This is a genomic window from Microbacterium sp. SORGH_AS_0454 (genome assembly GCF_031453395.1).
GTDB lineage: Bacteria > Actinomycetota > Actinomycetes > Actinomycetales > Microbacteriaceae > Microbacterium.
In genome coordinates, this window is sequence record NZ_JAVIYS010000001.1 from 2,524,017 (window position 1) to 2,547,557 (window position 23,541).

At 69.7% G+C, this 23,541-nt stretch carries 21 protein-coding genes and 2 pseudogenes; 18 read left to right on the forward strand and 5 right to left on the reverse strand.

The features are described 5' to 3' along the window. Window positions 1-15: 15 nt before the first annotated feature. Genes QE454_RS11935 through QE454_RS11945 form a run of 3 tightly spaced genes read right to left on the reverse strand, consistent with a single transcriptional unit; the run spans window position 16 to window position 2,612 of the window. A complete protein-coding gene (locus tag QE454_RS11935; RefSeq protein ID WP_210074533.1) occupies window positions 16-1,257 on the reverse strand; it encodes an MFS transporter in 1,242 nt (413 codons plus the stop codon). After that, window positions 1,254-1,781: a MarR family transcriptional regulator gene (locus tag QE454_RS11940; RefSeq protein ID WP_210074535.1), complete on the reverse strand. Its 528-nt coding sequence runs from the start codon at window positions 1,779-1,781 to the stop codon at window positions 1,254-1,256. The genes QE454_RS11935 and QE454_RS11940 overlap by 4 nt, the downstream gene beginning before the upstream one ends. Window positions 1,782-1,829: 48 nt before the next feature. Further along, window positions 1,830-2,612: an IclR family transcriptional regulator gene (locus QE454_RS11945; RefSeq protein WP_210074537.1), complete on the reverse strand. Its 783-nt coding sequence runs from the start codon at window positions 2,610-2,612 to the stop codon at window positions 1,830-1,832. A gap of 103 nt (window positions 2,613-2,715) precedes the next feature. Here QE454_RS11945 and QE454_RS11950 point away from each other — a divergent pair, with 103 nt between their 5' ends. The 3 genes and pseudogenes from QE454_RS11950 to QE454_RS11960 all read left to right on the forward strand — a co-directional run bounded on the left by QE454_RS11950 (window position 2,716) and on the right by QE454_RS11960 (window position 5,324). Next, window positions 2,716-3,486, forward strand: coding sequence for a CoA transferase subunit A (locus QE454_RS11950; RefSeq protein ID WP_210074539.1), 771 nt, complete (start codon window positions 2,716-2,718; stop codon window positions 3,484-3,486). Continuing rightward, entirely contained in the window at window positions 3,486-4,139 is a 654-nt protein-coding gene (locus tag QE454_RS11955; protein ID WP_210074541.1) for a CoA transferase subunit B, read from the forward strand. Before QE454_RS11950 ends, QE454_RS11955 begins: the two co-directional genes overlap by 1 nt. Then, a pseudogene (locus QE454_RS11960) lies at window positions 4,136-5,324 on the forward strand (acetyl-CoA C-acetyltransferase). The gene QE454_RS11955 and the pseudogene QE454_RS11960 overlap by 4 nt, the downstream one beginning before the upstream one ends. 73 nt (window positions 5,325-5,397) lie before the next feature. Here the strand turns inward: QE454_RS11960 and QE454_RS11965 are convergent. Beyond that, window positions 5,398-5,652 (reverse strand): hypothetical protein, encoded by a 255-nt coding sequence (locus QE454_RS11965; protein WP_210074544.1) that lies wholly within the window; start codon window positions 5,650-5,652, stop codon window positions 5,398-5,400. Between the two features lie 144 nt (window positions 5,653-5,796). Between QE454_RS11965 and otsA the strand changes: the two genes are divergently transcribed. The 10 genes from otsA (at window position 5,797) to QE454_RS12015 (ending at window position 16,567) form a co-directional block, all read left to right on the forward strand. Next, entirely contained in the window at window positions 5,797-7,287 is a 1,491-nt protein-coding gene (otsA, locus tag QE454_RS11970; RefSeq protein ID WP_307455189.1) for an alpha,alpha-trehalose-phosphate synthase (UDP-forming), read from the forward strand. Next, on the forward strand, window positions 7,284-8,063 hold the full coding sequence (otsB, locus tag QE454_RS11975; protein WP_210074546.1) for a trehalose-phosphatase: 780 nt from the start codon (window positions 7,284-7,286) through the stop codon (window positions 8,061-8,063). The genes otsA and otsB overlap by 4 nt, the downstream gene beginning before the upstream one ends. A 64-nt stretch (window positions 8,064-8,127) precedes the next feature. After that, complete coding sequence (ilvD, locus tag QE454_RS11980; RefSeq protein WP_210074548.1) at window positions 8,128-9,846, forward strand: dihydroxy-acid dehydratase; 1,719 nt, start codon at window positions 8,128-8,130, stop codon at window positions 9,844-9,846. A 45-nt stretch (window positions 9,847-9,891) separates the two neighbouring features. Next, complete coding sequence (locus QE454_RS11985) at window positions 9,892-11,700, forward strand: acetolactate synthase large subunit (protein WP_210074551.1); 1,809 nt, start codon at window positions 9,892-9,894, stop codon at window positions 11,698-11,700. Between the two features lies 1 nt (window position 11,701). After that, window positions 11,702-12,211, forward strand: a complete 510-nt coding sequence (gene ilvN / locus QE454_RS11990) for an acetolactate synthase small subunit (protein WP_150957382.1) — start codon at window positions 11,702-11,704, stop codon at window positions 12,209-12,211. Window positions 12,212-12,279: 68 nt separating this feature from the next. Beyond that, on the forward strand, window positions 12,280-13,305 hold the full coding sequence (gene ilvC / locus QE454_RS11995; protein WP_056230637.1) for a ketol-acid reductoisomerase: 1,026 nt from the start codon (window positions 12,280-12,282) through the stop codon (window positions 13,303-13,305). 143 nt (window positions 13,306-13,448) lie between these two features. After that, window positions 13,449-13,991 (forward strand): DNA polymerase III subunit gamma/tau, encoded by a 543-nt coding sequence (locus QE454_RS12000; protein WP_307455187.1) that lies wholly within the window; start codon window positions 13,449-13,451, stop codon window positions 13,989-13,991. Then, the gene (locus tag QE454_RS12005) at window positions 13,988-14,326 is read left to right on the forward strand and encodes a bacitracin resistance protein (RefSeq protein WP_210074555.1); all 339 of its coding nucleotides are present in this window, start codon (window positions 13,988-13,990) and stop codon (window positions 14,324-14,326) included. Before QE454_RS12000 ends, QE454_RS12005 begins: the two co-directional genes overlap by 4 nt. A 319-nt stretch (window positions 14,327-14,645) precedes the next feature. Further along, window positions 14,646-16,250, forward strand: a complete 1,605-nt coding sequence (gene serA / locus QE454_RS12010) for a phosphoglycerate dehydrogenase (protein WP_307455184.1) — start codon at window positions 14,646-14,648, stop codon at window positions 16,248-16,250. Between the two features lie 113 nt (window positions 16,251-16,363). Next, window positions 16,364-16,567 carry a hypothetical protein gene (locus QE454_RS12015; RefSeq protein ID WP_210074559.1) on the forward strand — a complete coding sequence of 68 codons (204 nt, stop codon included), beginning with the start codon at window positions 16,364-16,366 and terminating at the stop codon, window positions 16,565-16,567. Here QE454_RS12015 and QE454_RS12020 read toward each other — a convergent pair. Further along, window positions 16,564-17,106 carry a TetR/AcrR family transcriptional regulator gene (locus tag QE454_RS12020; protein WP_307455182.1) on the reverse strand — a complete coding sequence of 181 codons (543 nt, stop codon included), beginning with the start codon at window positions 17,104-17,106 and terminating at the stop codon, window positions 16,564-16,566. The genes QE454_RS12015 and QE454_RS12020 overlap by 4 nt on opposite strands. Window positions 17,107-17,184: 78 nt before the next feature. Here QE454_RS12020 and QE454_RS12025 point away from each other — a divergent pair, with 78 nt between their 5' ends. From QE454_RS12025 to QE454_RS12045, 5 genes and pseudogenes are all read left to right on the forward strand, one after another. Further along, a complete protein-coding gene (locus QE454_RS12025) occupies window positions 17,185-18,723 on the forward strand; it encodes an MFS transporter (protein WP_307455181.1) in 1,539 nt (512 codons plus the stop codon). 24 nt (window positions 18,724-18,747) lie between these two features. After that, window positions 18,748-19,797 (forward strand): 3-isopropylmalate dehydrogenase, encoded by a 1,050-nt coding sequence (locus QE454_RS12030; protein WP_307455179.1) that lies wholly within the window; start codon window positions 18,748-18,750, stop codon window positions 19,795-19,797. A 54-nt stretch (window positions 19,798-19,851) separates the two neighbouring features. Next, complete coding sequence (locus QE454_RS12035) at window positions 19,852-20,958, forward strand: branched-chain amino acid aminotransferase (RefSeq protein WP_210074566.1); 1,107 nt, start codon at window positions 19,852-19,854, stop codon at window positions 20,956-20,958. A gap of 546 nt (window positions 20,959-21,504) precedes the next feature. Continuing rightward, window positions 21,505-22,272, forward strand: a complete 768-nt coding sequence (locus QE454_RS12040; RefSeq protein WP_210074569.1) for a fumarylacetoacetate hydrolase family protein — start codon at window positions 21,505-21,507, stop codon at window positions 22,270-22,272. After that, a pseudogene (locus QE454_RS12045) lies at window positions 22,265-23,534 on the forward strand (MFS transporter). The gene QE454_RS12040 and the pseudogene QE454_RS12045 overlap by 8 nt, the downstream one beginning before the upstream one ends. Window positions 23,535-23,541 lie beyond the last annotated feature (7 nt).

Sequence of the window (23,541 nt, forward strand, 5' to 3'; positions counted from 1 at the left end):
TTTTGCTGCTCGACGTCAGGCGGCGTCCCCGATGAGAACGGCGGCGCCCTCGTCAGCGGCATCCGGGTGCGATCCATCGACGTGTGCGAGAAGACGCCGTCCGAAGAAGATGCACGCGGCCGAGATCACGACCGACACCGCGGCCATGACGTAGGGCACTCCGGCGCCGTAGGCGTGCCACAGCAGCGCAGCGAGCGGCGGGGCGACCGCGCCACCCAGGAAGCGCACCGCGGAGTACGCCGACGACGCCACCGAGCGCGGCAGGTCGGTCGCTTCCATCACGGCTTCGGTCAGCGCGGTGTTGACGACACCGAGGACGAGACCGCCCACGATGATGCAGACGACCAGCGCCACGGCCGACGACACGATGAACGCCGCGACCAGCAGGTCGAGGGCCAGCAGGGGCAGCGCGATCAGCAGCACCGTCGTCAGGCGCAAGCGACGCAGCAGCAGGGGAGCGACCCACACACTCGTGATCGCAAGTCCCAGGCCCCAGCCGAAGAAGGTCAGGCCGATGCCCATCGCCCCGAAGCCGAGCGGGAAGGGCGAGAACGCCAGCAGCGTGAAGAATCCGATGTTGTAGAACAGCGCGGTCGCGGCGAGGATCGCCAGCGCCGGACGGCCCAGGGCTCGGAAGGGCGCGCTGAAGGGGAGGGGCTTTCGCTCGGGGGCGGGGCCCCGAAGCAGTGCGAGCACCGCGAGGAACGCGATCGCCATCAGCACCACGACCCCGAAGAACGGCCCGCGCCAGCTGACCTCGCCCAGGATGCCGCCGAGCAGCGGCCCCACGGCGATACCGAGACCCAGAGCGGCTTCGTAGAGGATGATCGCGGCCGAGCTCCCACCGGAGGCGGCGCCCACGATGGTTGCCAGCGCCGTCGAGATGAACAGGGCATTGCCCAGGCCCCAGCCGGCGCGGAAGCCGATGACGGCGTCGACGCTGCCGCTGATGGCGCAGAAGAAGGCGAAGACGACGATCAGGCCGAGACCGACCAGCAGCGTCGCCTTTGCTCCGATGCGGCTCGAGATCCAGCTCGTGACGAGCATGGCAAGGCCCGTGACCACGAGGTAGCTGGTGAACAGCAGCTCGGTCTCGACGGGGGACGCCTTCAGCGACTCGGCGATCGCGGGAAGGATCGGGTCCACCAGTCCGATGCCCATGAAGGCCACGACGCACGCGAAGGCGACGGCCCACACCTGCGCGGGCTGTTTCCAGACGCTGGGCGCTTTGCTGACTACTGCGGTACCGGCAGTCACCGGACCACCTCCTGTTCTTCTGCGTCACCCGCGGGGGCTCCGCGATCATCGGTCGTATCGGCGTCGTCTTCGTCGTCGGGGGTTTCGTGGTGTCCGGTCCCGGTCGGCGTCATCCCCACGCGCAGAGAGAGGGCAGAGGCGGCGAGACTCACGGCATCCCACTCGCTCTGCGTGAGGTCGGCGACGTGGGGTGCGAGGGCGGTGCGGAACTGCTCGTACCAGCCGGCCAGCGCTGCGATCCCCTTCGCGGTCGCGGCGATGACGCTCACGCGGGAGTCATCGGGGTGGCGGCGTCGCTCCACGAGTCCGGCCGCGTCCATCTGGTGGACGAGCCGGGTCATGCCGGGTTGCGTCACACGGCTCAACGTGGCGAGGTCACCCAGGCGCTGAGGGCCGTGATCGCGCAACAGGGTGAGGGTGCGCCACTGGGCGGCGGGAGCTTCGTTCTTCGTGTCCAGAGCGGCGATCCGGGTGAGCGCATGCACGGCGAGCAGGAGGGTCTGCAGGTCATCGTCACGGGTCACACGAAGAAGTATACCCCCGATATATACCGGAGGTATCTATCTAGGGGGTCAGCGAGACGAGATCCGCGACGACAGCTCGTGGGCGTGCGCGAGCAGGATCCTCCCCAGCTCCGCGAGGCGCTCGCCGCCGAATCGGAACTCCACGCCCGTCAGGCTCAGTGCCCATTGCGGATCTCCCGCCCGCGTGAAGACGGCCGCCCCGACACCCCAGCTGCCCTCGACGATCAGTCCCGGGTTCACCGCGTATCCGCGAGCCTGCGTATCGCCGATCCGGGCGCGCAGCCGCGCGGGGGAGTGCGATGCTCCCCATCGTCGTGCGAGCTCCGGATGCCGCTCGAGATACGCGTCGACCTCGTGCGCAGGCAGGAACGCCAGGATCGCCAACCCCGCCGAGGCCACCCCGAGGGGGAACCGCACCCCCTCCGACAGGACGAACGAGCGGATCGGGAAACTTCCGTCCTCGCGCACCAGGCACACGGTCTCGTCTCCGCGCCGCACCGAGAGGAACGCGCTCTCCTCGGTGCGCACGGCGAGGGATCGCACGATGTCGCGAGCGGTCGCGGTGATGTCGAAACGGGATGCCGCGACACTGCCCATCAGATAGAGCTCCGGCCCCGGCAGCCACCGACCCGTCGTCTCGTCGCGGTCGACGAGCCCCTCCACCCGGAGCGCGCTCAACAGTCGGTGCGTGGTCGGTCGGGTCAGGTCGGCGTCACGCGCGAGATCGCCCACCCACGCGCCGCCGTCGCCGGAAGCCGTCACGAGTCGGAGGAGCCGGGCAGCCCGAGAGATCGCCTGGGCGCCGGGTACGGAACCGGGTGCGGTGTCCACGATGTGGACGCTACGCCCCGCGGTATCCACATGACAAGCGCGGGGTCGCGGACGCCGCGGGCGGGGCGGCACGGTGGAGATGCACCACGACAGAGGAGTTCGCGTGATCGACAAGACCTTCGCCACCGCCGCCGAAGCGGTCGCCGACATCCCCGACGGCGCGTCGCTCGCCGTCGGCGGCTTCGGCCTTTCCGGCAACCCCATCGCCCTCATCGAGGCGGTGCTCGCCCGGGGGACCCGCGATCTCTCGGTGGTGTCGAACAATTGCGGCGTCGACGACTGGGGGCTCGGAATCCTGCTGCGTGCCGGACGCATCCGCAAGATGACCTCGTCGTACGTCGGCGAGAACAAGGAGTTCGAGCGCCGGTTCCTCTCCGGCGAGCTCGAGCTCGAGCTCACCCCGCAGGGCACCCTCGCCGAGAAGCTCCGCGCGGGCGGTGCGGGTATCGCGGCGTTCTTCACGCAGACCGGTGTCGGCACGCAGGTCGCCGAAGGCGGGCTCCCGCGACGGTACGACGGGTCCGGCGGTGTCGCCGTGGCCTCGCCGGCGAAGGACGTCCGCACGTTCGTGGTGGACGGCGAGTCGCGCGAGTTCGTGCTGGAAGAGGCGATCACCACCGACTTCTCGCTCGTGCACGCCTGGAAGGGCGACCGCCATGGCAACCTCGTGTTCCGCCGGGCCGCGCGCAGCTTCAACCCGCTCGCCGCGATGGCGGGACGCACCTGCATCGTGCAGGTCGAGCACCTCGTCGAGCCCGGAGAGATCGATCCGGATGCCGTGCACCTGCCCGGCGTGTACGTGCATCGCATCGTCGAGGTCGGCGAGATCGAGAAGCGCATCGAGAAGCGCACCGTGCGAGAGGAAACCCGCTGATGCCCCTGTCCCGCACCCAGATGGCCGCTCGCGCCGCCCTCGAACTCGTCGACGGCTCGTACGTCAACCTCGGCATCGGCCTGCCCACCCTCGTCCCCAACCACGTGCCGGAGGGGGTCACCGTCGTCCTGCAATCCGAGAACGGCATCCTCGGCGTCGGCCCGTATCCCACCGAGGAGAACGTGGATGCCGACCTCATCAACGCCGGCAAAGAGACGGTCACCACCCTCGCCGGCGCCGCCTTCTTCGACTCGGCGCTGAGCTTCGCCATGATCCGCAGCGGCAAGATCGACGCCGCCATCCTCGGGGCGATGCAGGTGTCGGCATCCGGAGATCTGGCGAACTGGATGATCCCCGGCAAGATGGTCAAGGGCCCGGGAGGGGCGATGGACCTGGTCCACGGCGCCGCGCGCGTGATCGTGCTGATGGAGCACGTGGCCCGGGACGGCTCTCCCAAGATCGTCGACTCGTGCTCCCTGCCGCTCACCGGGCGCGGCGTCGTCGATCGCCTCATCACCGACCTTGCCGTCATCGACGTGACCGAGGATGGACTCGTGCTCGTCGAGCTCGCTCCCGGGGTGAGCGTCGACGAGGTGCGGGCCGCCACCGAGCCTGCCTTGATCGTCCGACTCACCGAGGAGCAGAACGCATGACCGCTCAGAACGATGTCGTCATCGTCGCCGCAGCCCGCACCCCCCAGGGACGCCTGAAGGGCCAACTCGCGCCGCTCACCGCCGTGCAGCTGGGCGCCGCGGCCATCCGGGGAGCGCTCGAGCGCGGCGGCATCCCGGCCGGCACGGTCGACGCCGTGCTCGTCGGGCAGGTGCTGCAGGCCGGGGCCGGCCAGAATGCCGCGCGTCAGGCCGCGGTCGCCGCGGGCATCGGGTGGGACGTGCACAGCGCCACGATCAACAAGGTCTGCCTCTCGGGACTCACGGCGGTCATCGACGCCGCCCGCATGCTGCGCCTCGGCGACGCCACGGTCGTGGTCGCCGCGGGCATGGAGTCCATGACCCGCGCCCCGCACCTGCTGATGAACTCGCGAGAGGGCTACGCGTACGGCTCGGTCGAGGTGCTCGACCACCTCGCGTACGACGGCCTGACCGACGCGTACGACCGCGAGAGCATGGGCGCCTCGACCGAGCGCGCGAACGCCCGGTACGAGGTCACCCGACAGCAACAGGATGCCGTGGCCGCCCGCTCCCACCAGCGCGCCGCCGCAGCGCAAGCGGCCGGCGTGTTCGACGCCGAGATTGTGCCGGTCGAGATCCCGCAGCGAAAGGGCGACCCGGTCGTCGTCACCGCCGACGAGGGGATTCGCGCCGACACGACGGTCGAGACGCTCTCGCGGCTGCGCCCCGCCTTCGCCGAGGGCGGGTCGATCACCGCGGGCAACGCCTCGCAGATCTCCGACGGGGCCTCCGCCGTGGTCATGACCACGCGCGAGGTAGCCGGAGAACACGGCTGGGATGTCCTGGCCGTCGTCGGGGCGGCCGGTCAGGTCGCCGGCCCCGACAACTCCCTGCACGACCAGCCGGCCCCGCGCGATCGCCCGGGCGCTTGAGAAGCAGGGGGTTGCGGCATCCGACCTCGATCTCGTCGAGATCAACGAAGCCTTCGGTGCGGTCGTCGCCCGTTCGCAGGCCGAGCTCGGGCTCCCCGACGACGTCGTCAACCCGCACGGGGGCGGCATCGCGATCGGGCACCCGATCGGCGCCTCCGGCAACCGTCTCGTGGTGCACGCCGTGCACGAGCTCGTTCGGCGGGGAAGCGGCACGGCCGCGGTCGCGCTGTGCGGCGGCGGCGGCCAGGGCGACGCGCTGATCCTGACGCGCTGACCCCAGCCCGAAGAGACGCCGAACGGATGCCGCGACCCCGAGGTCACGGCATCCGTTCGGCCTTTGCTCCGGGTCAGCGCGCGAGGCGCTTCTTGAACAGCTTCTCTTGCTTCTTGGAGACGGGGGAGTCGCCCGCGATCACGCGGCCGCGGCGCGCGCGACGCGTGTCGACGACCGCGCCGATGGCGAGAGCCAGCGTGATGCCCCAGCTGAGCCAGGCCAGCGCCGTGCGCCAGGTGAACGGTTCGTCGTTCTTGAGACCCCGCAAGAGGGTGACGCCGCCGGTGATGGCGCTGAGGAGACCGGTTCCGAAGATGTACTGCCGCATGCGCCCAACCTACCGAGCGGGGCGCCTCGGCGGCGGACCTTGACAGCAGCGGGCCGATTCCCGGAGTGCCCTCGCGCACTCCGTCCACCCCCTCGACGCGATCGCGCCCGCTGTTAGCCTGAGGAAGATCCCCGAGGAGGACCTGTGACCCAGGCCGATTTCGTCGTCGTCGCCAACCGACTGCCCGTCGATCGCACCCCCGATGGAGAGGGGTGGAGACGCTCGCCCGGCGGGCTGGTCACCGCTCTCGAACCCGTCATGCGTCGCGCCGAGGGCGCGTGGGTGGGGTGGGCCGGACAAGCCGACGCCACCGTGGAGCCCTTCGAGTTCGAGGGCACGCACCTCGTTCCGGTGACCCTCTCGGCCGCCGACGTGCAGCTGTACTACGAGGGCTTCTCGAACGACACCATCTGGCCGCTCTACCACGACGTCATCGCCGCGCCGACGTACAAGCGCGCCTGGTGGGACGCCTACGTCAAGGTCAATGAGCGCTTCGCCAAAGCCGCGGCCGACGTCACCGCCGAGGGCGGGATCGTCTGGGTGCAGGACTATCAGCTACAGCTCGTCCCCAAGCTGCTGCGCGAGCTCCGCCCCGACCTCACCATCGGCTACTTCCACCACATCCCCTTCCCCGCCTACGGCCTGTACTCGCAGCTGCCGTGGCGCAAGCAGGTGCTCGAGGGACTGCTCGGCGCCGACGTCATCGGCTTCCAACGGGTGGCCGACGCGGGCAACTTCGCCCGGGCGGTGCGGCGCCAGTTGCGGTACGAGACCAAGGCCAGCGGCATCCTGGTCCCGGACGCCTCGGGCGGTACGCGCGTCGCTCTCGCGAAGGCCTTCCCCATCTCCATCGACGCCGACTCGTACATCGAGCTGGCGCAGAAGCCCGAGATTCAGCAGCGGGCGAGAGAGATCCGCGAGGGACTCGGCAACCCGCGCAAGATCCTGCTCGGCGTCGACCGCCTCGACTACACCAAGGGCATCCGCCACCGCCTGAAGGCCTGGGGGGAGCTGCTCGAGGACGGCCGTGCCACGGTCGAAGACGCCACTCTCGTACAGGTCGCGAGCCCCAGCCGCGAACGCGTCGACGCGTACATGCAGCTGCGCGACGAGATCGAGATGACGGTCGGTCGCATCAACGGCGACTACGACACCACGACCCACACCGCGATCCGCTACCTGCACCAGTCGTACCCGCGTGAAGAGATGGTGGCGCTGTTCCTCGCCGCCGACGTCATGCTGGTCACCGCGCTGCGCGACGGCATGAACCTCGTCGCCAAGGAGTACGTGGCCAGCCGCACCGACAACCGCGGAGTGCTGGTGCTGAGCGAGTTCGCGGGTGCCGCCGACGAGATGGGCAGCGCGCTGCTCATCAATCCGCACGACATCGACGGTCTGAAGGATCAGATCCTGCGAGCCATCGACATGCCGGCCGCCGAGCAGGGCCGCCGCATGCGCGCCCTGCGCAAGCGGGTGCGCGACCACGACGTCGAGGACTGGTCGCGCGAGTTCCTCGATGCGCTGTCCGTCTTCCACGAGAAGTCCTCCAGCGCCGCGGCGGCCGCCGAGGTCGGCGAGGACGACGACGGCTCGGTTCCCGAACGCGAGCCCATCGACGAGACGGATGCCGAGTGACCGCCGCCGACGCGGCGATCGAGGCCGTCGCCACGACCGACACCCTGCTGATCGCGCTCGACTTCGACGGCACCCTGTCACCCCTGGTCGATGAGCCGATGTCGGCGCGGATGACTCCGGGTGCCCGCGCCGCGGTCGACGCCCTCGCCGCGCTCCCGGGCACGGTCGTCGCGCTCGTCTCAGGCCGCTCGCTGGGGCACCTGCGCGAGATCTCCGAGCACGACGACGCCTCGCCGATCTGGCTCGCCGGTTCGCACGGCGCACAGTTCTGGGTCCCCGGCGCGGGCATCGAGGCCGCAGGCGACGACGAGGCCGACCTCGCGCTTCGCGACCGCCTCCAGAGCGAGGTCGCCGACCGTACCGCCCACATGCACGGTGTCTGGATCGAACCGAAGGAGTACGGCCTCGGCGTGCACACGCGCACCGCGGATGCCGACACCGCCGACGCCGCGCGATCGCTCGTGGACCAGCTGCTCGCGGCGGAGGCGCCGTCGTGGCGTCGTCGCACCGGTCACGACATCCTCGAGTTCTCGTTCCGCCACGAGGGCAAGGACTCGGCCGTCGCGCACCTGCGCGCCCGGGTCGGTGCCACGGCCGTGCTCTTCGCCGGCGACGACGTCACCGATGAAGATGCGCTGAATTCGCTGGAAGCCGGTGACCTGGGGGTGCGCGTCGGCGGGGGAGAGACCGCCGCGACGCTTCGCGTGCCGGACATCGACGCTTTCGTGGCGGTGCTGGAGGCCGTCGCCCGGCTGCGCCGATCGCACATCCGCTGAACAGTTGCCGGTTCGACCGGCTCCGTTCGCGTCACGCCCTCGGCGCGCGCAATAGACTTCGACAATGCCCGCACCGCAGAATCCGAACACCGGCGAGTTCGACATCAAGCCCCGCAGTCGCGTCGTCACCGACGGCATCGAAGCCACCACCTCTCGCGGAATGCTCCGCGCGGTCGGCATGGGCGACGAGGACTGGGACAAGCCCCAGATCGGCATCGCGTCGAGCTGGAACGAGATCACCCCCTGCAACCTCAGCCTCGATCGCCTCGCGCAGGGCGCGAAAGAGGGGGTGCACGCCGGCGGCGGGTACCCGCTGCAGTTCGGCACCATCTCCGTCTCCGACGGCATCTCGATGGGCCACGAGGGCATGCACTTCTCGCTCGTCTCGCGCGAGGTCATCGCCGACAGCGTCGAGACCGTCATGATGGCCGAGCGCCTCGACGGGTCCGTGCTGCTCGCGGGCTGCGACAAGTCGATCCCGGGCATGCTCATGGCATCCGCTCGACTCGATCTGTCGAGCGTCTTCCTCTACGCGGGGTCGATCGCGCCGGGCTGGGTCAAGCTCAGCGACGGCACCGAGAAGGACGTGACGATCATCGACTCGTTCGAGGCCGTGGGCGCCTGCCTCGCGGGCAAGATGAGCGAGGCCGACCTCAAGCGCATCGAGTGCGCGATCGCCCCCGGTGAGGGCGCGTGCGGCGGCATGTACACGGCCAACACGATGGCCTCGGTCGCCGAGGCCCTGGGCCTCAGCCTCCCCGGTTCGGCTGCGCCGCCGTCGGCGGACCGCCGCCGCGACTACTTCGCGCACCGCTCGGGCGAGGCCGTGGTCAACCTGCTGCGCCAGGGCATCACCACGCGCGACATCCTCACCAAAGAGGCGTTCGAGAACGCCATCGCGCTCGCCATGGCGCTCGGCGGCTCGACCAACGTCGTGCTTCACCTGCTCGCCATCGCCAACGAGGCCGAGGTCGAGCTGAACCTGCACGACTTCAACCGCATCGGCGACCGCACGCCGCACGTTGCCGACATGAAGCCCTTCGGCCAGTACGTCATGAACGACGTCGACCGTCACGGCGGCATCCCCGTCATCATGAAGGCGATGCTCGACGAGGGCCTGCTCCACGGCGACGCGCTCACCGTCACGGGCAAGACGCTCGCCGAGAACCTCGCCGACCTCGCCCCCGACCCGGTCGACGGCAAGGTCATCCACTCGTTCGACAACCCGATCCACGCCACCGGCGGTATCACGATCCTCCACGGCTCGATGGCGCCCGAGGGCGCCGTGGTGAAGTCGGCCGGCTTCGACGGCAACGTCTTCGAGGGTCCCGCCCGCGTGTTCGAGCGCGAGCGCGGCGCGATGGACGCCCTCGAGGCGGGCGAGATCGTCGCCGGCGACGTCGTCGTCATCCGCTACGAGGGCCCCAAGGGCGGCCCCGGCATGCGCGAGATGCTCGCCATCACGGCCGCCATCAAGGGCGCGGGGCTCGGAAAAGATGTACTACTGTTGACGGACGGACGATTCTCAGGCGGCACAACCGGCCTGTGCATCGGCCACATAGCTCCCGAAGCGGTGGACGCAGGTCCCATCGCCTTCGTGCGCGATGGTGATCTGATACGGGTCGATATCGCCGCTCGCACTCTCGACTTGATCGTCGATGAGGCCGAGCTGAGTTCCCGCCGCGAAGGCTGGGAACCGCTCCCCCCGCGCTATACCCGTGGCGTTCTGGCCAAGTACTCCAAGCTCGTGCACTCCGCCGCGGAGGGCGCTGTCACGGGCTGACGGCCGTCCCCCTTTTCACCCTCTCCCGGTTCTCGAGGTACTCCCATGTCCATCGATTCCCCTACGGCGGCCATTCCCCGGCCGCCCGCCCGCACCGCTCCGGCGCCCGTGATGACGGGAGCACAGGCGGTCGTCCGATCGCTCGACCTGCTCGGCGTCACCGACGTGTTCGGCCTCCCGGGCGGTGCGATCATGCCCGTCTACGACCCGCTCATGGACGACGAGCACGTGCGCCACATCCTCGTGCGTCACGAGCAGGGCGCCGGCCACGCCGCCGAGGGCTACGCCGCCGCTTCGGGCAAGGTCGGCGTCGCCATCGCGACGTCCGGGCCCGGCGCGACCAACCTCGTCACCGCGATCGCCGACGCCTACATGGACTCGGTGCCGCTCGTCTGCATCACCGGCCAGGTGTTCTCGACCCTCATGGGAACGGACGCCTTCCAGGAGGCCGACATCGTCGGCATCACCATGCCGATCACCAAGCACTCCTTCCTGGTGAAGTCGGCCGACGAGATCCCCGGCGCGATCGCCGCGGCGTTCGAGATCGCCTCGACCGGTCGGCCCGGGCCCGTCCTGGTCGACATCACCAAGGACGCGCAGCAGGCCGAGGCGCCGTTCGTCTGGCCGCCGAAAATCGAGCTGCCCGGGTACCGCCCGGTGACCAAGGCGCACGGCAAGCAGATCCAGGCCGCGGCCCAGCTGCTCGCCACCGCGCAGAAGCCCGTGCTCTACGTGGGCGGCGGCGCGATCCGCTCCAACGCCTCCGCCGAGCTCAAGGTGCTCGCCGAGGCGACCGGGGCTCCCGTCGTCACGACGCTCATGGCGCGCGGGGCCTTCCCCGACTCCCACGAGCAGCACCTCGGCATGCCGGGCATGCACGGCACCGTGCCCGCGGTGCTGGCCCTGCAGGAGAGCGACCTGATCGTCTCGCTCGGTGCCCGGTTCGACGACCGAGTGACCGGTAAGGCGGCGCTGTTCGCCCCCCACGCGCAGGTGGTGCACGTCGACATCGACCCCGCCGAGATCTCCAAGATCCGCACGGCCGACGTCCCGATCGTGGGTGACCTGCGCGAGGTCCTGATCGACCTCGATGCCGCGTTCCGCGCCGCCGACGCCGAGCACCCGCACGACTACACCGAGTGGTGGACCTACCTGAACGGGCTCCGTGAGGAGTTCCCGCTCGGCTACACGCCCACCACCGACGGTCTGCTCTCGCCCCAGCACGTCATCCAGCGCATCGGGGAGATGACCGGACCCGAGGGCGTCTACGCCTCGGGCGTCGGTCAGCACCAGATGTGGGCGGCGCAGTTCATCAAGTACGAGCGCCCCAACGCGTGGCTGAACTCCGGCGGCGCCGGCACGATGGGCTATGCGGTTCCCGCGGCCATGGGTGCGAAGGTGGCCCAGCCCGAGCGCGCCGTGTGGGCGATCGACGGGGACGGCTGCTTCCAGATGACCAACCAGGAGCTTGCGACCTGCGTCATCAACGACATCCCGATCAAGGTTGCGATCATCAACAACTCCTCGCTCGGCATGGTGCGCCAGTGGCAGACGCTGTTCTTCGACGGCCGCCACTCCAACACCGACCTGAACACGGGGCACGGCACACGCCGCGTCCCCGACTTCGTCAAGCTCGCCGAGGCCTACGGGTGCCTGGCGATCCGCGTCGAGAAAGAAGACGAGATCGACGCGGCCATCCAGCTCGCGCTCGACACGAACGACCGCCCGGTCGTGATCGACTTCGTCGTGAGCGCCGATGCGATGGTCTGGCCGATGGTCCCGCAGGGCGTCAGCAACAGCTACGTCCAGTACGCGCGCGACCACTCGCCCACGTTCAACGAGCAGGAGGACTGAGATGTCTCGTCACGTTCTGAGCCTCCTCGTCGAGGACAAGCCGGGTCTGCTCACGCGCGTCGCGGGTCTTTTCGCCCGTCGCGGCTTCAACATCGAGTCGCTCGCCGTGGGCGTCACCGAGGTGCCGGGTCTCTCGCGCATCACGGTCGTCGTCGACGTCGAGGGGCTCCCGCTCGAGCAGGTGACCAAGCAGCTGAACAAGCTGATCAACGTCATCAAGATCGTCGAGCTCGACGCCGCCAGCTCCGTGCAGCGCGAGCACGTGCTCGTCAAGGTGCGCGCCGACAACGCCAGCCGCTCCAACGTGCTCGAGGTCGTCAACCTCTTCCGCGCCTCGGTCGTCGACTACGCCCACGACGCCGTCGTGATCGAGATCACGGGCGACAAGGGCAAGGTCGATGCCTTCCTCAAGGCGATCGAGCCCTTTGGGGTGAAGGAGCTCGCGCAGTCGGGCCTTCTCGCCGTCGGCCGCGGTGGCAAGAGCATCACCGAGCGCGTTCTGCGCGGCTGAGAAATTCCCCAACTTCCACTCACCAGCGGCCCCTGAGCGGGGGCCACGATTCAAGGAGAAACATCCTCATGGCAGAGATCTTCTACGACGACGACGCCGACCTCTCGATCATCCAGGGCAAGAAGGTCGCGATCGTCGGCTACGGCTCGCAGGGGCACGCGCACGCGCAGAACCTCCGCGACTCCGGCGTCGAGGTCGTCATCGCGCTCAAGGACGGCTCGAAGTCGGCCGCCAAGGCGCAGGAAGACGGCTTCGAGGTCAAAAACGTCGCCGACGCCGCCGAGTGGGCCGATCTCATCATGATCCTGGCGCCCGACCAGCACCAGCGTTCGATCTTCGCCGACTCGATCAAGGACAAGCTCACCGAGGGCAAGACGCTCGCCTTCGCGCACGGCTTCAACATCCGCTTCGGCTACATCGACGCTCCCGAGGGTGTCGACGTCATCCTCGTCGCTCCCAAGGCCCCCGGTCACACCGTGCGGCGCGAGTACGTCGCGGGACGCGGCATCCCCGACATCATCGCCGTCGAGCGCGACGCCTCGGGCTCGGCCTGGGACACCGCCCTCTCGTACGCGAAGGCGATCGGCGGCACCCGCGCGGGCGTCATCAAGACGACCTTCACCGAAGAGACCGAGACCGACCTGTTCGGCGAGCAGGCCGTGCTCTGCGGTGGCATGAGCCACCTCGTCCAGGCGGGCTTCGAGACCCTGGTCGAGGCCGGATACCAGCCCCAGATCGCGTACTTCGAGGTGCTGCACGAGCTCAAGCTCATCGTCGACCTGATGTGGGAGGGCGGCATCGCCAAGCAGCGCTGGTCGATCTCGGACACCGCCGAGTACGGCGACTACGTCTCGGGCCCCCGCGTCATCTCGTCCGACGTGAAGGCCAGCATGAAGGCCGTCCTCTCCGACATCCAGTCGGGAGCCTTCGCCGAGCGCTTCATCGCCGATCAGGACAAGGGCGCTCCCGAGTTCCTCGAGCTCCGCGAGAAGGAGCAGGGTCACCCGATCGAGGCGACCGGTAAGGAGCTGCGCGGTCTGTTCGCGTGGAAGCAGCAGGACACCGACTACGTCGAAGGCTCGGCCGCGCGCTGAGTTCCTCGTCCACGAACGCCCCGGGATCTCACGATCCCGGGGCGTTCCCCTTTTCCGCGGCGCCGTTCGGATCCGGATGCCGCGGACCCCGGCGACCGGCGGGGCGCGACCCGGTCGCGGGGGAGCGCCGCTAGCGTGGTCGCGTGAGCACTCCGCGCGATGACGACGCCCTGTCCTGGGGTGGTGACGACGACCCCACCCTCGACGTCGGTGAGAAACATGCGCCGACGCGTCCCGCCGGCGGTGAGCCGCGGGTCGAAGCCGAGGCCCTCGAGCCTCTGCAGCCCGAAGCGCCTGCCGCGGCGCCGGTCACCCGGCATCCCGAGCCTGCCCCTTCCGAGCCGACCGCCGTCGAGGTGACCGAGGGCGAGGACCCGGATGCCGCCCACGCGGCACCCCTCGGAAACGTGGGCCTCGTCGGGATCGGCATGGTGGCGGCGACCTTCCTGCTGTTCGCGATCGGGTGGCTGCTCGCGGGACTGCGCTTGAACGGACTGGGGCTTCCCATCGCGTCGGTGACGGTGATCGCGCTCACCATCGGCGCAGCTCTCGCGCCCGTCGTCTGGTTCGTCGCCGTGCTCGCGCTGACGCGCAGCTGGCGCACGTGGCAGCGCTTCCTGCTGCTGATCGTCGGTATCGTGCTGCTCGTTCCCTGGCCGTTCCTGTCGTTGGGAGCCTTCGCATGAGCACTCCCGTCCGTACCCGCCACCTGCCGACCTGGCTGCTCGTGGCGATCTCCGGTCTCTTCGGTCTCTTCTACGCCTACGTCGTGTGGAGTTCGGTCGCCCTGCTCGTCCAGCAGGTCAACGGCCCGCTCGGGCTCAACGGCCTGGGCTGGTTCGTGTACATCCTGCCGATCGTGTTCCCGCTCCTCGCCTTCGGTATCGCCTTCGCGATCGGCCAGCGCCGTAAGGCGGGGGAGCTCGCCATCGCTCTGCTCGCGGGGCTGACGCTGTCGGCGGCGTTCTGGCTCGCCGTCGTGGGCTACGGCACGACCTCGTACGGGCTGTACGGCGGCTGATCCGCCGGGGTCGCGGCATCCGGGATCCGGTGCCCAACGGGCGCGCGTCGCCTCTGGTCGCTATTTCTCTTCTGGTCGCGAGACTGCATCTCGCTGACATCTGCGTGTCAGGCTGACGCGGGTCTGTCAGTGAGTTGCCCTTTCGCGCTCTCGGTTGCCGCGGGTGTCGGGCGCGCCGTCGTCCGCCGTCACACGGTCGGGGGCGCCCTCGCCCCCGCGCTAGGCTGACAGACGGCCCGCACGGGTCGCGCGCCCGGTTCGCGCCGGTGATGTGCGACGGTGCGCGGCAGCCCCCAGCACCGTTTCGAAGGACGCATCCGTGACGAAGCCCGTCGTGCTCATCGCCGAAGAACTCTCTCCCGCCACGATCGACGCGCTCGGCCCCGACTTCGACGTGCGCAGCGTCGACGGGACCGATCGCCCCGCATTGCTCTCGGCCCTGGCCGAGGCGCACGCGGTTCTCGTGCGCTCGGCCACCCAGATCGATGCCGAGGCCCTCGCGGTCGCGCCGTCTCTCAAGGTCGTCGCTCGCGCCGGTGTCGGCCTCGACAACGTCGACATCAAGTCGGCCACCGCGGCCGGCGTCATGGTCGTCAACGCGCCGACCTCGAACATCATCTCGGCGGCCGAGCTCACCGTCGGGCACGTGCTGAGCCTCGCTCGCCGCATCCCCGCGGCGCACGCCTCGCTCGCCCAGGGCCTCTGGAAGCGCAGCTCGTTCACCGGCACCGAGCTGTTCGAGAAGACCATCGGCATCATCGGCCTCGGCCGCATCGGTGCACTCATCGCGGCGCGCCTGCAGGGCTTCGACATGCGTGTCATCGCGTACGACCCCTACGTCACCGCCGCTCGGGCGCAGCAGCTCGGCGTGCAGCTCGTGTCACTCGACGAACTGCTCGAGCAGAGCGACTTCGTCACGATCCACATGCCGAAGACGCCCGAGACGACCGGCATGATCGGTGCCGAGCAGCTGCGCCGCATGAAGAAGACCGCGTACGTCATCAACGTCGCCCGCGGAGGTCTCATCGACGAGGAGGCGCTCTTCGAGGCGCTCACCGGCGGCGAGATCGCCGGAGCGGGTCTCGACGTTTTCTCGACCGAGCCCCCGGCCGAGGGCAGCCCCGCGCGCAAGCTCCTCGACCTCCCCAACGTCGTGGTCACTCCGCACCTCGGCGCGAGCACCGAGGAGGCGCAAGAGAAGGCCGGCGTCTCGGTCGCGCGCTCGGTCAAGCTGGCGCTCGAGGGAGACCTCGTCCCGGATGCCGTGAACGTCGCCGGTGGCGCAATCGACCCGTTCGTTCGCCCCGGTATCGCGCTCGTCGAGATGCTCGGACAGTTCTTCAGCGGTCTCGCGGACAGCGCGCTCACGAGCCTGGACATCGAGGTGCGCGGAGAACTCGCGCAGTACGACGTGAGCGTCTACCGCCTGGCCGCGCTCAAGGGCTACTTCAGCCGAATCGTCAGCGAGAGCGTGTCGTACGTCAACGCCCCGCTGTTCGCCGAGCAGCGCGGTGTCGAGGCGCGCCTGGTCGTCGAGGCCGAGAGCCCGCTGTACCGCAACATCACGATCCTCCGCGGCACGCTGGCCGACGGGTCGACCCTCGAGGTCGCGGGCACGCTCGCCGGCACGCGGATGGTGCCGAAGGTCGTCTCGATCAACGGTTACGAGATCGAGGTGCCCATCGAGCAGCACCACGTCGTCATGCGCTACGCCGATCGCCCCGGCATCGTCGCGATCTACGGCCAGAAGCTGGGCGAGGCGGGCATCAACATCGCGGGCCTCCAGGTGGCGGCACCGGATGCCACGGGCCGGGCGCTCTCGGTGCTCACCGTCGATTCGCCGGTCCCCGACGAAATCCTCGGTGCGATGCGCGAGGCCGTCGGCGCGGACCTGTTCCGCCAGATCGACATCGTCGAGGGCTGAGGGTCCGATCGTTCGGGGAGGGGGTCGCTTCGGCGGCCCCCTCCTTCGGCGTTCTGGGCGGGCGCGTCGGAGATTCAGGGCCCGCGCAAAACCGAGGGGTTCACACTGCGCGAGTGGCCCTCGTCCTTCGCGTCGTCTCCGCCGGTTTCGGCATCCTGTTCCTCGTCGCGGGGGTGGCCGATGTCGTGCGTCGCACTCCGTGGGGGTTTCTCGGCGTCATCGGGGGAGTGCTGATCCTGCTCGGGGTCGTCATCGACCTGCGGCGTGAGCGCCGGGAGCGTCGCAGCGCGCGCGAGAGGGCGCGGGGGGACCTCTAGGTCGCCGAGGCGACGACTCGGGCGATCAGTGCGTCGAGGTCCGCTCCTTCGAGTGCCGGACCGGCGACGGCGTTCAGATCGAGGACGGCGTTGAAGTACAGGCCGTCGCTCACCAGCAGCACCATCTGCAGCGCCGTCTCGTCGCGGGTGTGTGCGCGGAGGCTCTCTTCCCAGAGCTCTCGAACTCGTCGGAGGGATGCCGAGGCGGCATCGCTGCCGTTCTGCGCGAGGCGTGACACCGCGAGGATCGTCAGGTCGAGGGGGGAGCCGGTGTTCTGCGACGAGCGCAGGTGCGCCGCGACGACGCCCTCGTTCGACCTCTCGATTTCGGCGACGTCTTCCTCGGCGAGCCGCTCGAGCCGCTCCACGAGTGCCGCCTCGAGAGCGCTCTTCGAACTGAAGTGATAGAGCAGACCACCCTTCGACACCCCGGCTGCGCGGGCGGTGGCATCCATCGTCGCGGCGCGCTCGCCCTCGTCGACGAGGATGCGGCTGAAGGCGTCGAGGACGGCTTCGCGGGCGAGAGGGGGGCGGCTCATGACTCCTCGATCGTAGTGGCGGGTGCCGGGTTCACTCTGTTACTATACCGGCTGGACGGTTAAGAAAGGGATTCGCGCATGCTCACCTCGTCGTTGCCCACCTCGGAGATCACCGTGGCTCGCGCCGGGTGGCGTGGATGGTTCGCACTGACGGTGCTCATGCTTCCCGTGTTGCTCGTCTCGGTCGACAACACGGTCCTGAGCTTCGCGTTGCCCGAGATCGCGCTGTCTCTGCGCCCCTCGAGCATCGAACAGCTGTGGATCATCGACGTCTACCCGCTCGTACTCGCCGGGCTTCTCGTGACCATGGGCACCCTGGGCGACCGCTTCGGACGTCGCCGCATGCTGTTGATCGGGGCGACCGGCTTCGCGGCCGTGTCCGCGCTGTCGGCGTTCGCGCCCACCGCGGCCCTGCTGATCACGGGCCGCGCGCTCATGGGTGTCTTCGGCGCCATGCTCATGCCGTCGACCCTCTCGTTGCTGCGGAGCATCTTCCGCGACCGTGACCAGCGTCGGATCGCGATCGCCGTCTGGGCCTCCGGTTTCTCGGCGGGAGCGGCCCTGGGCCCCATCGTCGGCGGCTTCCTGCTCGAGCACTTCACGTGGGGTTCCGTCTTCCTCATGGCTGTTCCCGTACTCGTACCGCTCCTCGTCCTCGCCCCGTTCTTCGTGCCCGAGAGTCGCGACCCGAAACCGGGCCGGTTCGACCCCCTCAGCGTCGTCCTCTCGCTCGCGACCATGGTGCCGATCGTCTACGGCATCAAGAAGCTCGCCGTCGACGGTCCGATGTCGCTGGCCCCGGTGCTCTTCGTCCTCGGAGTGGTCTTCGGGTGGCTGTTCGTCCGCCGCCAGCGCCGCTTGGCGACGCCCATGCTCGATATGACACTGTTCCGTCAGGGCACGTTCTCGGGTGCGATCCTGGTCAACCTGCTCAGCGTCGTGGGCCTGGTCGGCTTCCTCTACTTCGTCGCCCAGCACCTGCAGTTGGTGGTCGGCCTCTCACCGATGGTCGCGGGCTTCGCCCTGTTGCCCGGCCTCGTGCTCATGATCATCGCGGGGCTCGTGGTGGTCCCCGTGGCCAAGCGCTTCCCGCCGCGTATCGTCGTGCCCGTCGCTCTGTCGTTCTCGGTCGTCGCGTACATCATGGTCGCCCTCTCGACGTCCGACCTGACGCTGTTGATCGTCGCCTTCGCGCTGCTGGGTGTCGGTATCGGCGCCGCCGAGACCGTCTCGAACGAGCTGATCCTCTCCAGTGCCCCCTCGGCGAAGGCGGGTGCGGCCAGCGCGGTCTCCGAGACCGCCTACGAGGTCGGCGCCGTCCTCGGCACCGCCGTGCTCGGCGGCATCCTCGCCGCGTTCTATCGGGCGCAGCTCGTTCTGCCCGCCGGGCTTCCGGATGCCGCGGCTCACGCTGCCCGCGAGACCCTCGCCGGAGCGGTCTCCGTCGCCGACACCCTCGACGACGTCGCGCTGGCCGAGTCCCTGCGCGCCGCAGCCGCCCACGCCTTCGACTCGGGCGTGGTCGTCACCGCTCTCATCGGTGCGGCGCTGATCGTCGTGGCCGCGGTCGTCGCTGCCACTACCCTGGGAGGATCCCGCAGCGCGTCGAAGAAGTGACGTGCCCGAGCTCTGAGGAGAGCGATGTCGCGTGTCGTGAAGCTGGCCGTCATCCCCGGTGACGGCATCGGTCCCGAGGTCGTCGCCGAGGCCGTGAAGGTGCTCGACGCCGTCACCGCCGGATCCGACGTGTCGTTCGACAAGACGCCGTTCTCGCTGGGGGCCGGTCGCTTCCTCGAGACCGGAGACACTCTCACCGACGACGACCTCGCCGCGATCGCCGCACACGACGCGATCCTGCTCGGCGCCGTCGGGGGAGTGCCCGGCGACCCCCGCCTGAAAGACGCGAACATCGAGCGCGGCCTGCTGCTGAAACTCCGCTTCGAGCTCGACCACTACGTCAACCTGCGCCCGTCGAAGCTCTACCCGGGAGCCACCGGCCCGCTCGCGGAGCCGGGCGAGATCGACTTCGTCGTGGTGCGCGAGGGAACGGAGGGGCCGTACGTCGGCAACGGCGGATCTATCCGCCGCGGCACGCCCCACGAGGTCGCGAACGAGACCTCGGTCAACACCGCCTACGGCGTCGAACGCGTGGTCCGCTACGCCTTCGCTCTCGCCGAGCGCCGCCGACACAAGCTCACGCTCGTGCACAAGACGAATGTGCTCGTGCACGCGGGTGGCATGTGGAAGCGGATCGTGGATGCCGTGGCATCCGAGTTCCCCGGGGTCGACGTAGACTACCTGCACGTCGACGCGGCAACCATCTTCCTGGTCACGAACCCGAGCCGCTTCGACGTGATCGTCACCGACAACCTCTTCGGCGACATCCTGACCGACCTGGCCGGCGCCGTCACCGGTGGCATCGGCCTCGCCGCTTCGGGCAACATCAACCCCGACGGCGCGTTCCCCTCGATGTTCGAGCCCGTGCACGGTTCGGCGCCCGACATCGCGGGAAGCCAGAAGGCCGACCCCACGGCCGCGATCCTCTCCGTCGCCCTCCTACTCGACCACCTCGGGCTCACCGACGAGGCCGCCCGCGTGAACCGCGCGGTCGAGGACGACATCGCCAGCCGCGACGGGGTCCGCACCACCGCCCAGATCGGCGACGCCATCGTCGAGCGCGTCCAGGCGTAACCTGGACCGATCGGCGAGCATCGCCTCCGGCACTCGAGAAGCTTTGGACAACGAATGACCACCATCGACACCGATCCCGACACCGGACTCGAGCCCCTCGAGTTCTCCGTCACGCGCAACCTCGCCGCCAAGAACGCAGCCGACCGCGACGCGATCCTCGCCAACCCCGGCTTCGGGCAGAGCTTCACCGACCACATGGTCGACATCTGCTGGTCGGTCCGCGGCGGCTGGCACCGCCCGCGCGTCTCGCCCTACGGCCCGATCTCGCTCGACCCCGCCGCGGCGGTGCTGCACTACGGCCAGGAGATCTTCGAGGGCATCAAGGCCTACCGCCACGCCGACGGCTCGGTTCACACCTTCCGCCCCGACCAGAACGGCCGCCGTCTGCAGCGTTCGGCCCGCCGACTCGCGCTCCCCGAGCTGCCGGTTCCGTACTTCCTGCAGTCGCTCAAGGAGCTCATCGCCCTCGACGGCGCGTGGGTCCCCTCGGGCGACGACCAGAGCCTGTATCTGCGCCCGTTCATGTTCGCGAAGGAGGCGTTCCTCGGCGTCCGTCCCGCGCACAAGGTCGCCTACTACCTGATCGCCAGTCCCGCCGGCGCCTACTTCAAGGGCGGGGTGAAGCCCGTCTCGATCTGGCTCAGCGAGGACTACTCGCGTGCCGGTAAGGGCGGCACGGGGGCGGCCAAGACCGGTGGCAACTACGCCGCGAGTCTGCTTCCCCAGTCCGAGGCGTACGAGAACGAGTGCGACCAGGTCGTCTTCCTCGACCAGGACCGCAACGTCGAAGAGCTCGGCGGCATGAACGTCGTCTTCGTCTACAAGGACGGCACGATCGTCACACCGCAGTCCGACTCGATCCTCGAGGGCATCACGCGCGACTCGCTCCTGCAGCTCGCACGCGACCGCGGTCACCACGTCGTAGGACGCAACGTCTCGCTCGACGAGTGGCGCGAGGGAGTGGCATCCGGAGACATCGTCGAGGTGTTCGCGTGCGGCACCGCCGCGGTCGTCACCCCGATCGGCGTACTCAAGGGTCGCGACTTCATCGACGAGCAGCCCACCGGCACGCTCGCGCTCGAACTGCGCGAGGAACTCACGAACATCCAGTACGGCCGCGCCGAAGACAAGCACGGCTGGCTGTACCGGCTCGACGCGTAAGCGTCGCGCGCACGGAGGGGCTCCCGGATGCCGGGGGTCCCTCCGTCGTCTCCGCTCGCCGTCTGCGACGGCGTGCGGTGGGGTCCTGTACCGGCACGCGCGTTCATGCCCGGGGTGGCGGGGGATCGGCCTCGGGTTCCACGCATAAACGCGATCTGCGACGGGAAACGCGTGGTGCGCGTGTTTCTGCGCGCGGATCGCGTTTATGCGTGGGTTAGCGGGGCCCGGGGTTGTGCTTGGGGTGGCGGGCGCGGTGTTTTGCGTGGGGTGGCGGGGCGCGGGGTTGTGCTTGCGGTGGCGGGGCCCGGCGCGGTTGTCGTGCGCCGAGCGTGGCGGCGGCGGGAGAGCGGCCCCGGGGGATCGGCCTCGGGTTCCACGCATAAACGCGATCTGCGACGGGAAACGCGTGGTGCGCGTGTTTCTGCGCGCGGATCGCGTTTATGCGTGGGTGAGCGGCGCCACGCCGGGCGCGCGTGCGGCGGCCGAGCGCGAGTGAGGCCTCGGCGGACCCGGTGCGATGTCGGGGGCCGCGGATAGGCTGGCTCCGTGAAGATCGCTCGATTCAGCTATCAGGATGCCATTCGCTACGGAATCGTCGACGAGGGCGAGCTCGTGGTCCTCGCCGGAGACCCGATGTTCGCCGGGTTCGACACGACGGGCGAGCGCGTGCCTCTGACCGACGTGGTCCTGCTCGCGCCGGTGATCCCGCGTTCGAAGGTCGTCTGCATCGGCAAGAACTACCACGATCACGCCGCGGAGATGGGTGGCGAGGCGCCGGCCGAACCGCTGATGTTCCTCAAGCCGAACACGTCGGTCGTCGGCCCGGACGACGTCATCGTGCGCCCCACGAGCCTGAGCTCGCACACCGACTACGAGGGCGAGCTCGCCGTCGTGATCGGCCGCATCGCGAAGAACGTCCCCGCCGAACGCGCGAGCGACTACATCTTCGGCTACACGGTCGCCAACGACATCACGGCACGCGACCTGCAGCGCACCGACGGCCAGTGGTCGCGCGCAAAGGGGTTCGACACCTTCTGCCCCGTGGGCCCGGTGATCGAGACCGACCTCGACCTCGACGCGGCCCGGGTCACGACGCGCGTCAACGGCGAGGTGCGTCAGCAGGGCCCGGTCTCCGACATGATCCACGGCATCGGCGCGCTCGTCGCCTACGCCTCTGCGGTGTTCACGCTCCTCCCCGGTGACCTCATCCTCACGGGCACGCCGGCCGGCGTCGGTCCGTTCGAAGCGGGTGACACCGTCGAGGTCGAGGTGAGTGGCATCGGCATCCTGCGCAACACGGCGCGCGATGCCTGACTCCCGCGTGGCGGCGGGGTCGGTGCTCCCCACCGAGCGCGACCTCGCCGCCACGCAGCGCCGCACGGTCCGCGTGCTGGCAGCGGGGCAGGTGCTCACGGGCGTCGCCTTCGGGGCGACCCTCTCGCTCGGAGCGCTCCTCGCCGCCGACCTGTCGGGGCAGGAGGCCCTGTCGGGCCTGGCCACGGCCTCGGTCACGCTGGGTGCGGCCCTCACGGCGATCCCGCTCGCCCGGCTGGCCGGTCGTCGCGGCCCGCCGGGTGGCGCTCACCGCGGGCAACGTCGCGGCCCTGATCGGCATCGCCGTGGTCATCGCGGCCGCCGCACTCCGGCTCTTCCCCCTGCTGCTGGTGGGGATCGCGTTCATCGGCGCGGGGAACGCCGCGACCCTGCAGTCGCGTTTCGCCGCCACCGACCTCGCACGCACCGCCCGCCGCGGGCGTGATCTGGCCACGGTGGTCTGGGCCACCACGATCGGCGGAGTGGTCGGTCCCCTGCTGCTCGCGCCCGGCGAGCTCATCGGAGCCAGCGTCGGGATGCCGCGCCTGACCGGCGCCTACCTCTTCTCGTTCGCCGCCCAGGTCTGCGCCTTCGCGCTGTACGTGCTCGTCCTGCGGCCCGACCCGCTGTTGCTGGCCCAACGTCTGGAACGGGACGCCTCGGCATCCGTCACCGCTCCCGCACCGCAGGCGGATCGACCGGGTCTCGCGCGTTTCGCCATGCTGGCCGTCGCGGCGTCGCACGTGACCATGGCCTCGGTCATGGCGATGACTCCGGTGCACCTCTCGCACATCGTCGCTCCGGATGCCGTGACCTTCGCCGTCGGCATCACGATCGCCGCACACGTGTTCGGGATGTACGGCCTCTCACCCGTGTTCGGTGCTCTGGCCGATCGTCTCGGACGCATCGGCGTGATCGTCCTCGGTCAGGTGCTGCTCGCGGCGTCGCTGGCGGTTGCGGCGACCCTGCCCGACTCGCAGGCCGGTGTGCTCGTCGCCCTCGTGCTGCTCGGCCTCGGGTGGAGTGCGGCGACCGTCTCGGGATCGGCGCTGCTCACCGAGGCGACGCCTCTCGCGCTTCGCCCGCGCCGTCAGGGCCGCAGCGACACGCTCATGACGGCCTGTGCGGCCGCGGGCTCGGTGCTGGCCGGCCTGGTCCTCGGGGCGGTCGGCTACGACGGTCTGGCGCTCTGGGCGCTGGTGCCGGTCGCCGCCGTCTGCGTGGGCGCGATCGTGGTCGGTAGAAGCCGCGCCTCGGCATGAGCCTCGC

Excerpts from the sequence above, each read along its gene's own strand:
- QE454_RS11955 (WP_210074541.1), top strand. The coding sequence starts at position 3,486 with ATGCCCCTGTCCCGCACCCAGATGGCCGCTCGCGCCGCCCTCGAACTC.
- QE454_RS12005 (WP_210074555.1), top strand. The coding sequence starts at position 13,988 with ATGAGCACTCCCGTCCGTACCCGCCACCTGCCGACCTGGCTGCTCGTG.
- ilvC (WP_056230637.1), top strand. The coding sequence starts at position 12,280 with ATGGCAGAGATCTTCTACGACGACGACGCCGACCTCTCGATCATCCAG.
- QE454_RS11985 (WP_210074551.1), top strand. The coding sequence starts at position 9,892 with ATGTCCATCGATTCCCCTACGGCGGCCATTCCCCGGCCGCCCGCCCGC.
- QE454_RS12025 (WP_307455181.1), top strand. The coding sequence starts at position 17,185 with ATGCTCACCTCGTCGTTGCCCACCTCGGAGATCACCGTGGCTCGCGCC.
- QE454_RS12035 (WP_210074566.1), top strand. The coding sequence starts at position 19,852 with ATGACCACCATCGACACCGATCCCGACACCGGACTCGAGCCCCTCGAG.
- QE454_RS12020 (WP_307455182.1), bottom strand. The coding sequence starts at position 17,106 with ATGAGCCGCCCCCCTCTCGCCCGCGAAGCCGTCCTCGACGCCTTCAGC.
- QE454_RS12030 (WP_307455179.1), top strand. The coding sequence starts at position 18,748 with ATGTCGCGTGTCGTGAAGCTGGCCGTCATCCCCGGTGACGGCATCGGT.
- ilvD (WP_210074548.1), top strand. The coding sequence starts at position 8,128 with ATGCCCGCACCGCAGAATCCGAACACCGGCGAGTTCGACATCAAGCCC.
- ilvN (WP_150957382.1), top strand. The coding sequence starts at position 11,702 with ATGTCTCGTCACGTTCTGAGCCTCCTCGTCGAGGACAAGCCGGGTCTG.
- QE454_RS11965 (WP_210074544.1), bottom strand. The coding sequence starts at position 5,652 with ATGCGGCAGTACATCTTCGGAACCGGTCTCCTCAGCGCCATCACCGGC.